The organism is Streptomyces sp. NPDC044921 (assembly GCF_056432865.1).
Window position 1 is genome coordinate 433,226 of record NZ_JBWKIF010000004.1, and the last position, 11,945, is coordinate 445,170.

General features: G+C 74.7%; 8 protein-coding genes. 1 reads left to right on the forward strand and 7 read right to left on the reverse strand.

Going from position 1 to position 11,945, the window contains the following annotated elements:
* Nucleotides 1-338: 338 nt before the first annotated feature.
* From AC07DA_RS09145 to AC07DA_RS09170, 6 genes are all read right to left on the reverse strand, one after another.
* Entirely contained in the window at nucleotides 339-2,021 is a 1,683-nt protein-coding gene (locus AC07DA_RS09145) for a DUF2264 domain-containing protein (RefSeq protein WP_479126006.1), read from the reverse strand.
* Nucleotides 2,022-2,100: 79 nt separating this feature from the next.
* On the reverse strand, nucleotides 2,101-3,138 hold the full coding sequence (locus tag AC07DA_RS09150; RefSeq protein WP_479126008.1) for a rhamnogalacturonan acetylesterase: 1,038 nt from the start codon (nucleotides 3,136-3,138) through the stop codon (nucleotides 2,101-2,103).
* 194 nt (nucleotides 3,139-3,332) lie between these two features.
* Complete coding sequence (locus tag AC07DA_RS09155; RefSeq protein WP_479126010.1) at nucleotides 3,333-4,745, reverse strand: RICIN domain-containing protein; 1,413 nt, start codon at nucleotides 4,743-4,745, stop codon at nucleotides 3,333-3,335.
* Nucleotide 4,746: 1 nt separating this feature from the next.
* Nucleotides 4,747-5,838: a glycoside hydrolase family 43 protein gene (locus AC07DA_RS09160; RefSeq protein WP_479126012.1), complete on the reverse strand. Its 1,092-nt coding sequence runs from the start codon at nucleotides 5,836-5,838 to the stop codon at nucleotides 4,747-4,749.
* 460 nt (nucleotides 5,839-6,298) lie between these two features.
* Nucleotides 6,299-7,423, reverse strand: coding sequence for an aminoglycoside phosphotransferase family protein (locus AC07DA_RS09165; RefSeq protein ID WP_479126014.1), 1,125 nt, complete (start codon nucleotides 7,421-7,423; stop codon nucleotides 6,299-6,301).
* Between the two features lie 9 nt (nucleotides 7,424-7,432).
* Nucleotides 7,433-8,908 (reverse strand): amino acid permease, encoded by a 1,476-nt coding sequence (locus AC07DA_RS09170; RefSeq protein WP_479126016.1) that lies wholly within the window; start codon nucleotides 8,906-8,908, stop codon nucleotides 7,433-7,435.
* Nucleotides 8,909-9,044: 136 nt separating this feature from the next.
* Between AC07DA_RS09170 and mmuM the strand changes: the two genes are divergently transcribed.
* Nucleotides 9,045-9,956 (forward strand): homocysteine S-methyltransferase, encoded by a 912-nt coding sequence (gene mmuM / locus AC07DA_RS09175; protein WP_479126018.1) that lies wholly within the window; start codon nucleotides 9,045-9,047, stop codon nucleotides 9,954-9,956.
* Between the two features lie 273 nt (nucleotides 9,957-10,229).
* Here mmuM and AC07DA_RS09180 read toward each other — a convergent pair whose 3' ends face one another.
* Complete coding sequence (locus AC07DA_RS09180) at nucleotides 10,230-11,825, reverse strand: carboxylesterase/lipase family protein (protein ID WP_479126020.1); 1,596 nt, start codon at nucleotides 11,823-11,825, stop codon at nucleotides 10,230-10,232.
* Nucleotides 11,826-11,945: the final 120 nt, after the last annotated feature.

Genomic DNA, 11,945 nt, shown 5'->3' on the forward strand with positions numbered 1-11,945 from the left:
GCTCGCCCCCTCCCGCCATGGCCCGCAAGCCCCCGCCCGGCCAGGCCCCCGGCGGGGGCGAAGTCCCCGCGCGTCGGGCAGCGGCAGTCGCCCCCGGGGTGGCGCAGCGCGGCGAAGGCGGTGACGGACGGGGTGCGCCCGGGGAGGGTGGGCCCCGGGGGGTGCGCCGAGGGAGGGTGCCCGGGGGGTGCGCCGAGGGAGGGTGCCCGGGGGGGGCGCCGGGGGGTGCGGTCGTGCCGCCGCGGTCGGCCCGGGTCGTTTCGGCGGGCGCCGGACGACCGCCGTCCGCGCACGTCAGGTCGTTTCGGCGGGCTCCGGACGGCCGCCGTCCGCGCACGTCAGCTCACGTGCACTCCGGCCCCGTCCAGCCGGACCCGCACCTCCGGCCCGGCGCTCCAGCGGACCGTCACCCCGCCGTCCTCGTCCGCGGTGACGCCCACCGCGTCCGACAGCGCGGGCGGGTCCGCGTCGGCGGTGAGCCGGGCCAGCGCGACGAACAGGGTGGCGTCCCCGGTGGTGACGCCGCGGAGGTCGTCGTCGAGGCCGACGGCGGGCAGGAGTTCCGCGCGGACGCCGTCCGGGGCGTTCCACCCGGTCAGGCGTACCGCCGTCCCGGGCCGGACCCCCGTGACCAGGTGGGCACGCACCTCCACCGCCCCGCGTGCCAGCACCACGTTCGTCACCCGCGCTCCCCCGCCCGCCGTGTGCCGCGAGGCCGCCCAGCCCGTGCCCGCGCCCAGCGGCTCGATCTCCGTGCGGCCCGGGTCGCCGCCCACGATCACGCTGTTGTCGTACGACGCGGCGGGGGCCGTCACGGTCGAGTAGGCGAGGCGCGTGTAGTGCGGGTCGTAGCGGACGTCCTCGCTGCCGTGGTTGTGCAGGCGGACCACTCCGTCGGAACGGGTGGACTGCAGGAGCCAGTTGGGCGGTCCGACGGGCGTGACGGCGTCCTCGCGCTCGGCCGGCCCGGGGCGTTCCGGTGCCGTCCACACCTCGTGCTCCGGCGGCAGGAGCAGGCCGAGGAAGCCCTTGCTCGCCCAGTACGGGGAGGCAGGGCCCGAATAGCCCTGCAGGACGGACGTGTCGGGGCCGTGCCAGCCGAGGGTCAGCAGGCCCCGGTCGTCGACGGCGCCCCGGTCCAGGAAGTACCGCAGCGCGCCGGAGGCCAGGCGCCTGGTCTCGCCCGGCTCCAGCGGTGTCCGGCCGGTCAGCGCGCCCAGCCACAGGGGGGCGGTCGTCGCGAAGCGGTACGTCAGGGAACGTCCCTGGCGCACGGGCGCGCCGTCGCCCCCGAAGAGGCGGGCGTAGTCGGCGAGATGGCGTTCGAGGCGGCTCCCGTAGCGCTCCAGCAGGTGCTCGTCCCGCTCCAGCCAGGCGTGCAGCACCGGGTAGAGGTGCATCGCCCAGCCGTTGTAGTAGTCGTACTTGCGGCCGTCGCCGTCGGTGTACCAGCCGTCGCCCCGGTACCACTGCTCGATGCGCTCCAGGCCGCGGTCGATCGCGGCGCGGGACGCCTCCGGCTCGTGGCCGGTCTCCGCCAGGAAGCCGCCGACCGTGACGGGGAACAACTCCCAGTTGCAGGGCCAGGGTTCCGCCGTGAGCGCGTCGGCCAGCCAGGCCGCCGCCCGCTGCCGCACGGCGTCCTCCAGGCGGTCCCAGAGCAGGTCCCGGGTCAGGCGCAGGGCCAGGGCGACGGACGCGGCCTCCACCAGGGGCTGGCCGCGGTCCTCGATGCGCGGCCAGACACCCGACACTCCGGCGGCGAGACCGGTGGCGTAGCGCTCCAGGGCGTTCTCGTCTCGGCGGAAGGCGGCCAGCAGCAGGGTGCGGGCGTAGCCCTCCAGGCCGTCGGAGAGGTGCCCGGACCAGCTCGCGCGGTCGCCCGGCAGGTGGTACAGGGCGCGGTCCTCGGACGCGTACGGCTCGACGGCGGCGAGCAGCGCGTCGGCGGCCGCCTCCCAGTGGGCGCGGGTGTAGCCGGTGAAGGGGGACGCCGTGCGGTCGGCGGGGGGCAGCTGCATCGGTTCTCTCTCGTGCTTGACCGGTCGGAACGGGCCGGGCCTGGGGCGCCCCGGTTCCGGTCGGGGCGCCCCAGGGGTTTCATCCCACCCGCACCTTGCCCTGCGGCACCAGGCGCCGGGCGACGAGTTCGTCGCGGACCAGGCCCGCGTAGGCGGTCGCGCCGCGCACGGAGGTGTGGGTGTTGTCCCGTGCCTCGGTGGTGAGGTAGAGCGCCTTGGACGCTTCCGCGCCCAGCGACTCCACGAGCTGCTTGGTCTTCGCCGTGAGGTCGATCAGCGGGACGTCCCGCGCGGCGGCCACGGAACGGACGACCGCCGGGTGGTCGACGCCGAGTCCGTTGACCAGCAGGGCGGTTCCGTTGTTCAGCGTGCCGTCGGCGTTGAACCAGCGGCGCACGATCGGAGTGACAAGGACCGGCTGTCCGCCCCGCTCCCGGACGCCCGCCACCAAGGTCTCCAGGTTGGCCCGGTAGGTGGCCTCGTCCGTGGTCTTGTCGTTGTGGGCGAGCTGGACGAGCACCAGATCGCCGGGGCGGATCAGGGGCCGTACGGTGGCCCACAGCCTCGGGTTCCCCAGATACGACACCGTACTCTCCCCGGAATCGGCGTAGTTGGCGACGGACACGCCCTTGCGCAGGTACTGGGGCAGTTGCTGTCCCCAGCCGGAGTACGGATCACCGGGCTGGTCGCAGACGGTGGAGTCGCCGATCAGGAAGATCTGGCGGGCGTGCCGCGCCGGGGTGACCCGGATGCCGGCCAGGGCGGGGGCCGAGCCGCCGATCCGCAGGTCGAGGCCGGCCGTCCCGTCGGGGCCGGTGGGCTCGCCCTCGGGGGTGCGCACGTTCACGGTGAAGCTGCGGGTGACGCGCTCGCCGGCCGGGACGGCCGTCTCGGGCAGCAGGGTGCGGCGCGTCTCGCCGCCGACACTCGTGCGGGACGCGCCGGGTCCGCCGAGTTCGACCCGCACGTCGTACGTGCCCGGCGGCACGTCGAAGCGGCAGACACCTCCGGTGCACTGCGCGGGGCCCGGGCGGGCCTCGGCGGCCGTGGCCGGTGCGGGCGGCAGCGCGGCTCCCAGGGCCACCGCCGCCACGACGGCGATACTGAAACGTCTCACTCTCGGTTCCTCCCCGTGGACAACAGGACCAGGGGTGGACCGTACCCTTCGGGACAAGCGCTTTCTAGGGCTTGGCCGGTATTCATGTCATTGCGGGCCCGAAAGGCGTGAAAGCCCTTTCATGCCATGGGAGTTCCGGCGCCCGTCCCGAAGGACGGACGCCGCACGGGGGCGACCCGCTCACCCGGGGGCGGTCAGGTGCCGCGCGTCCACTGCTGGTTGGTCCCGCCGTTGCAGGTGTACGTGATGATCGCGGCTCCGTTGGCGGTGGAGCCGCCGTTCACGTCCAGGCACTCGCCGCTCGCCCGGGACCTGACGTTCACGTACGAACCGGTGGTGGTCAGCGACCACTGCTGGCCGGCCGCCGAGGCGTCGCAGTTCTCCTGGGTGACCGTGCTCGCGTTCTCCTGCACGCAGAGGCTGCTGTTGCGCACCACCAGCTGGTAGTAGCCGCTTCCGGCGGACTTGAACCAGTACCTCTGGTTGGTGCCGCCGTTGCAGTCGTACTGCTTGATCTGGGCGCCCTGCCACAGCGACTGACTGGTCACGTCCGCGCAGCGGGCGGAGTGGCGGGCGATCAGGGTGTGGTAGGTGGCACTGGTGCCGGAGACGGTTCCGGCGGCCGTGTCGACGGTGACCTCGGGCGACCACGACATGGACATCGTGGTCGGGTTGGAGAACGTCAGCGGCAGCCACACGTACCGGGAGTCGTTGACGGTGCCGCCGAAGGAGTTGCCCCAGCGGTCGCCCAGGTACAGGTACGAGGTGCCCGAGGTGCCCTGCACGGGCAGGACGAACGCGGTCTGCGAGCCGTACGCCGTCGCGTCGCCGATGTTCCTCATGGCCGACCAGGGGCCGGCGATGTTCGTGGCGGTGGCGTACTGCTGCTGGTTGGGGTTCCAGCCCGTCGCGCCCGACGTCAGCATGAAGTACACGCCGTCGCGCTTGAACAGGGCGGGTGCCTCGCGGTGGCCGCCGGGCCAGGGGTTGGCGACCAGGCTCGCGATGCCGGTGTAGTCGGCGGTGAGGCGGTAGATGTGCAGGTCGTAGTTCTCCCGGGCGGCGGAGACCATGTAGCCGGCGCCGTCGGTGTCGGTGAAGACCGTGATGTCGCGGGACATGTGCCGGCCGAGAGGGCGGAAACTGCCCTTCCAGGTGTAGTTCCCGTCGACGGTGTCGGAGACGGCGACCGCGGCGCGGGCCTCGCTGTAGTCCGTGCCGTTCTCCTTGTGCATCCACATCACGAACATGCCGGTGGAGGCGTTGTACATGACCTTCGGCCGCTCGATGTTGGCGGTCGCGAGTTCGGGGTCGCTCGCCTCGGTCAGGACGTGGTTGCGGAACTCCCAGTTCTTCAGGTCGGTCGAGCGGTAGGCGTCGACGTAGCGGAAGGTGTTGTCGGCGTTGCGGTGCTCGCCGAACCAGTAGTAGTAGGCGCCCACTTTGAGGACCCCGCCGCCGTGCGCGTGGACGGGACTGCCCGAGGTGTCCGTGAACTGGGTGCCGTTGGCGATGGTCCGGGGCGCGGCCTGGGCGGGTCCGGCGGTGGCCAGGGTGCCGAACAGGCCGAGGCACAGGGCGAGAAGGGTGGCGTACGCGCGTCTCATGTCAGTCACCTGCCGTGGCCGTGTCGGCGACCGGTATGCCGAAGTCCGGGGTGCCGTCCGCCTTCCAGCCGAGCCTCTGCACGCGGGTGTGCCGGTTGGGGTCGTTCAGCGGGTCGCCGTTGATCTCCTTGTACTGGCGGGCGTGGTAGACGAGGACGTCGGTGCGGCCGTCCTCGGCGACGGTGAAGCAGTTGTGGCCGGGGCCGTACTGCCGGGTGGTGTCGTTGCTGGTGAAGACGGGGACCGGCGACTTGGTCCAGCTCATGGGGTCCAGCAGGTGGCTGTCGGCGTCGGCGGTGAGCAGGCCCATGCAGTAGTTGGCGTCGGTGGCACTGGCCGAGTACGTCATGAACAGGCGGCCGTTGCGCTTGAGGACGTACGGGCCCTCGTTGACCTTGAAGCCGACGCACTCCCAGTCGTACTCCGGGGTGGACAGCCGCACTTGCGGGCCCTTGAGGGTCCAGGGGTTCGCCATCTCGGACAGGAAGATGCCGGTGTTGTTGTCCATGCCGGGCTCGTGCTGCGCCCAGGCGAGGTAGCGCGTGCCGCGGTGGGTGAAGGTGGTGGCGTCCAGGGAGAAGGTCTCCCAGGCCGTCCTGACCTGGCCCCGCTCCACCCAGGTGCCCTTGAAGGGGTCGGGGTGGGCGTTCTCCAGCACCCAGATGCGGATGGCCCAGACGTCCTCGGCGGGCGCGGAGGCGAAGTAGATGTACCACTTGCCGCCGATGCGGTGCAGTTCGGGCGCCCAGATGTGGGCTCCCATCGGGCCCGTCGGGTGGGCGCGCCAGATGACGGACTCGGCCGCCGCGCCCAGGCCGTTCAGGGTGCGGGAGCGGCGCAGGACGATGCGGTCGTACTCGGGGGCGGTGGCGGTGAAGTAGTAGAAGCCGTCCTTGTGCCGGTGGATGTGCGGGTCGGCGCGGTTGCGGACGAGCGGGTTGACGAAGGGGGCCGGCGCGGCGGGCCGGGCGGGCTCGGCCGCCCGGGCGACCGCGGGGACGGCGGGCACGGCTGCCAGGGCGCCGGCGGCTGCGGCGCCCTTGAGCAGCAGCCTGCGGCTGGGGGGTTCGGGCAGAGCGGGGTCGCGGCTCATGCGGCCTGCCTCTCATGGGGGGAACACACGACGTCGTTTGGGATTTCGAACGCCATCTGTCATTACGAACGCCGAAAAGGTAAGGGTGTGGCACGAGGAGGTCAACGGGTCCGACGGGACCAGTCGTTCGCCTGCCCCGCGCCCTCGGCCCGTGCCGTTCGGCTCCGGCCGGAGGTCCTCACAGCTGGCCGACGCGCTGGCACCCTGGTCGATGCCCGGTACGCGGTGCCGAACGCGTCGACCGTCCGCCGGGGACCGGAGGTGTCACCGCGAGGCGCAGGGCCTCGGCCCGGGGCGCGGTGAGCGTGAGCCGGACGCCGCCGGGGTGGGGGCGGGGCGGACGACGGCCGGGCGGGAACGGCGCCGCTGTGTGCGGTACACGTCCTCCTCGCTCACACCATGGGGCTGCGGTCGTGGGCCACTCCGGCCGAGGTCGTGGTCTTGTCGTCCGTCCGGGCGGTCAGCGCCCGCTCGGGGCCGGCGGGAAACCGAGCTGGGGAGCCAGGAACCTGGCCTCGTCCGCCCACTCGGCCAGGTACGCCAGCGTCAGGCCCCGTTCCCGGTAGCGGAGGTCGGCCGGGACGGCACCCGCACCGCCGTGCGCCAGCGGCTCGTCGTCCGCCCGGGGCGGCGTCAGCGCGGCGAGCCGGCCGTACTTCACCGCGGAGGCGCACACGCCGAGGCGGACCAGGTGCTCGTCGCCGCGCCAGCCGCTCGTGCGCAGGCCGTGCAGGTAGGCGTCGTAGGCCGCCTTGACCAGGCCGGGGAGCTCGGCGGCGGGCAGGCAGTGGTCCAGGACGGAGCCGGGCAGGTAACTGCCGAGGTCCTCGCCGAGGGCACCGTCGCCGGCGCACGCCCAGTCCAGCAGGACGCTGGTGCCGGGGCCGCCGGAGACGACGTTGGCCGGCCGCTGGTCGAGGTGGGACAGGGCGCGCGGCAGGGACTCCATGACGTGCAGGAACCACGCGCGGTCGTGGCGCAGGCGGACCATGTCGGCGCGCAGACCTGGCGGGAAGCGCCGCCGGACCAGGGGGTGCCGCCACGCCTCGTCCTCGTCCTCGTCCGGGAGGTGCTCGCCCGTGGCCGGGCCGGCGGTGTGGTCCCGCAGGAAGTGCTGCGACAGCCACGGGTGGTCCTCCCCCGCGCCCACCGCGCCCTGCGCCCGGCCGAGCCGGTGCGCGTGCTCGACGTGGCGGGCCGGGGACCAGACCGTGGCCGGCGCGCCCGGCACGTCCTCCAGCCACAGCGCCACGTCGCCGTCGGGGCGTTCGGCGCACTCCAGCAGCCGGGGCGCGCGGATGCCGTACCGCTCCCAGACCCGGGCGAGCCCGGACCGGTAGACGTAGGCCTCGCGACGCCAGAAGTTCCGGTGCCGTGGGTCGTTGGTGGCCGCCCACGCGACGCCGGTCTCCCTGGTCCGCGTCAGCACCTTCAGCACCGCCGCACGGCCGCCTCCGGTGACCCGCCACACCCCGGCCGTGACGCCGTCGCGGGGGTCGTGCGTGAGCGGCTCGCACACCGCCCGGTCCGCCGGGACCCCCAGCACCTCACGTACTTCGGCTTCTGCGACAGCGACCTCGGGCATCCCCCGATGCTATGCCGACGCCCCGGTCCCGTCCCCGCGCCCCCGCAGCCACACGTACACCGGGATCCCGGCGAACAGGAAGAGCACGCCCTGGTACACCGCCGCGTACCCGGCGCCCGCGATCAGCCAGAAGGCGAAGCCGAACGACAGGGCGGCCACGGTCAGGTCCCGGGCCAGGCCGGCGGGCCGGACCCGCTCGCGGCTGCCCCGGGCCAGCCAGTGGAGCTGGGCCGCGGCCGACAGCAGGTACGGCACGCAGCCGGTGAACGTGGTGATCAGCACCAGGACGCGGAACGTGGTGTCCGGGCCCGCCGTGTGGTTGAGCGCGATCAGGAGCGTGCCGAGCAGCGCGCAGGCCCAGACGCCGAAGCCGGGCACGCCGCCCTTGCCGACCCGGGCGAACGGCGCGGGGAAGAGGCCGTCGCGGGCGGCGGCGTACGGCATCTGGGCGGCCATCAGGATCCACCCGTTGAGGCAGCCGGTGATCGAGGCGACGGCGACCAGGGCGACGGCGGTGCCGCCCCAGCCGCCGCCGGTGAGGACGTCGACGGCGTCGGCGAAGGGGGCAGCCGAGCCGACGAGTTCGCCGTGCGGGACGAGTCCGAAGACGGCGACCGTGCCGAGCACGTAGACCAGCGCCGCGGCGAGGGTGCCGAGGACACCGGCCCGGCCGACCGTACGCTCCGGGTCGCGCACCTCGCCCGCGCTGACCGCCGCCGACTCCACGCCGAGGAAGCTGTACAGCAGCAGCGCGGCGGAGGCGGCCAGAGCACCCGGGACGCTCTGGCCGGTGGCGTTGAACGGGCCGAAGTTGTCGGCGTCGACGAAGAACAGGCCGACCGTGGCGAGCAGGAGCAGCGGGACGAACTTCAGCGCCGTGGAGACGACCTGTACCGTGCCGACCCACCGGGTGCCCGCGAAGTTCGCTGCGGCCGGCAGCCACAGGGCGGCCAGCGCGACGGCGGCTTCGAGGACGCGGTCGCCGTGCAGCGGTATCAGCACGTCGACGTAGCCGACGACCGCGACGGCCAGGGCGGCGATGCTGACCCAGCACATCGTCCAGTACGACCAGGCCGACAGGAACCCGGCGAACTCGCCGAACGCGTCGCGCGGGTAGACGTACAGGCCGCCGGTGACCGGGCTGCGCCGCGCCAGCCTGCCGAAGAGCAGCGCGAGCAGCACGGCCCCGGCCGACAGTACGACGAAGGCGACCAGGCTGACGGTGCCGTAGGGCGCGACCGCGGCGGGCAGGGCGAAGATGCCGCCGCCGATGATGTTGCCCGTGACGAGGGCCGTGGCCGCGGCGAGGCCGAAGGTACGGCGGGGCGCGGGCCCGGCGACGCCCGCCGGCCCGGTTCGGCCGGCGGCCGAGGAGGAGCCGGTGGCCGCGACTGCCTCGGGGGTGGGGGCGGCGGTCGCGGCGGCCCCGGGGGCGGGGGCGGCCTCGGACGGCGGGAGGGGTTCTGCGGCCTCGGGGACGGTCATGGGGGTTCCTGTACGAGCGGTGGGGAGGGGGGAGGCCGGTGATCGTAACCCGCTGTCCCACATGCTGGTCGATCTGTTCACGTGATGGACACAAGGCGCTGGGGCGCGGCGGGCGGCGTCGACTACCGTCGACGGCATGACCAGCACCCTCAGCCTCGCCGAAGCCCTCGCCGCCGGGCCGGTCGTCCTGGACGGCGGCATGTCCAACCAGCTCGCGTCGGCCGGGCACGACCTGAGCGACGAGCTGTGGTCCGCGCGACTGCTCGCCGAGCGGCCCGAGGCGGTCACCGAGGCCCACCTGGCCTACTTCCGGGCGGGCGCGGACGTGGCCATCACGGCCAGCTACCAGGCCACGTTCGAAGGCTTCGCCCAGCGCGGGATCGACCACGACCGGGCCGCCCGGCTGATGGCGCTGAGCGTGGAGTCGGCGCGGGAGGCGGCACGACGGGCCCGGGCCTCCCGGCCCTTGTGGGTGGCGGCCTCGGCGGGCCCGTACGGGGCGATGCTCGCGGACGGCTCCGAGTACCGGGGCCGCTACGGGCTGACCGTGGAGGAGCTGGAGCGCTTCCACCGCCCGCGCCTGGAGGTGCTGGCCGCGACCCGGCCCGACGTCCTCGCGCTGGAGACGGTCCCGGACGCGCAGGAGGCGGCGGCGCTGCTGCGGGCCGTACGCGGGCTCGGGGTGCCGGCCTGGCTGACGTACTCGGTCGCGGGCGACCGTACCCGGGCCGGTCAGCCGCTGGAGGAGGCCTTCGCCCTGGCCGCCGACGCGGAGGAGGTGATCGCGGTGGGGGTGAACTGCTGCGCGCCCGAGGACGTCGAGGCAGCGGCGGCGACCACGGCCCGGGTGACCGGCAAGCCGGTCGTCGTCTACCCCAACAGCGGCGAGACCTGGGACGCCGGGGCCCGGGCCTGGACGGGCCGCTCCACCTTCACCACCGCCCAGGTGGACAGCTGGCGCGACGCGGGCGCCCGTCTGATCGGCGGGTGCTGCCGGGTCGGTCCGGAGGCGATCGCGGGGATCGCGAAGGCACTGACGGCGGCGTGACGCGGGCACCGCGGCCGAGGCGGCCAGGTCGCGGTGGCACCGGCGTGCGCGACGGCGGCCGGGTACGGCGCCACGGCGACGCAGGCCGGGGCACGACCGCCGCGGCGAACAGCGCACCCGCCGCAGGGCCGGCTCCCTCGCCTGGGCCGGTTCCCGCCTGGTCCCGTGCGGGCGTCCCCCGCCGGCGGCCACGTCGAACAGCGGGGCGGTGATGCCACGCCTGTGCCACGAGGACCGTGCCCGGGGCCGCGCGCCGGGGACCAGCCGGTCGCGTCAGTGCCGGCGCAGAGCCCCGGAGCGGCGGAGGCGTCGTACGGCCGCGCGGAGTTCCGTGCCGCGTGGGAGCCCGGCGTCGGCCGGGGGCGGGGCGAAGGTGTCGGGGGTGGCGGCGTCGCGTGCCCAGAGGGCGAGTTCGCGGTCGCGGGGGCCGTACGCGGTGTGGGCGAGGGCGTCCGGCGCGCCGGGGGCCCTGTCGCCGAACACCCGCACCGGGTGCGTGGCGTCCCAGCGTTGCCAGCCCGGGTCGCCGACCGCCGCGAACCGGACCCACGCCCCGTGCATCGCGTCCGCCAGTTCCTGCGGCGCGCCCTCCCCGGCGAGCTTGCGGGACTCGGGGGCGTCCCCGGTGTCGAAGACGAAGCCGAGTTCCAGCGCGTGGCAGGCGCCGAGGCCGGGGAGGTCCGAGGGCCAGGCGAACTCGTAGACGTACGACGGTTCCGCACGGGCGTCGGCGAGCCGGTGCAGGGGGACGCGCAGGAGGTGGTCGGTGACGAGCTGGCCGACGAGGTCGGCGGTCCCGGCGCCGGGGTGCAGGGCGCGGTAGCCGCGCGCGACCTCGCCGCCGCAGCGGCAGCGGGCCATGGCACCGGCCAGGGCGACGGCTCCCAGTCGGTCGACGCGCTCGGCGAGGCCGCCCGGGACGAGCCAGAGCCGGTGCTCGTCCCGGGTCCAGCCCAGCAGCAGCTCCACGCCGGGTGCGGCGCCGTCGACCAGGGCGTCCAGCGGGTCGCGCGGGACGACGTCGCCGTCGACGACGATGCCGAAGGCGGGGCCGCCGACGACCGGGCTGCTGAGCCGGCCCACCTCGGCCTGGGTGCGCAGCAGCAGGTCCCGGTCGACGGCGGCGAAGGCCTCGGCGGTGGCGGGGATCCTCAGCCGGGACGCCATCCGGCGCACCATGCGGCGGACCCTGGCCCGCTCGGACGCCTCGGGCGGCCCGCTCTGCAGCACGGCCCGGCGGACCATGCCCCGGGTCTGCGGGGCGGCGAGCAGGGCACCGACGCTGATGGCGCCGGCGGACTGGCCGGAGAGGGTGATGCGGCCGGGGTCGCCGCCGAACGCCTCGACGGCCTCGTGGACCCACGCCAGGGCGGCGATCTGGTCGCGCAGGCCGGGGTTGGGGGGCGTGTCGGGGAACAGTCCGTAGCCCTCGACGCCCAGCCGGTAGTTGACCGACACGCAGACGACACCGTCCCGGGCGAAGGCGTGGCCGTCGTACACCGGTACCGCGGAGGAGCCGCGGGTCAGGGCGCCGCCGTGGAGCCAGACGAGGACGGGCAGGCGCGCCCCGGGATCCGGGTCGGGGGTCCAGACGTTGAGGTTGAGGATGTCGTCGCCGGGGACGACGGGGTCGGACAGGTAGCGGGCGAAGGCCTCGGAGTACGGGGGTTTGGGCGGGGTGGGGCCGAAGGCACCGGCGTCGCGGACGCCGTCCCAGGGCGGCGGGGGCACGGGCGGGCGGAATCGGCGCGGCCCGAAGGGGGGTGCCGCGTAGGGGATGCCGCGGAAGACCGCGACGCCGCGCTCGTACCTGCCCCGCAGGGCACCGTACGGCGTGCTCACCACGGGGTCCGTCCGGTGTGCCGTCATGCGTCCACCAGCCTCCTCACCGCGCTCGTGCACCGTGAGGATCAGAGCAACTCATCGTGGCCCGGTATTCCGGCACGGGAGCGGGTGCGAGGGCTGTTCGGCGTAACCGGTGACGGGGCG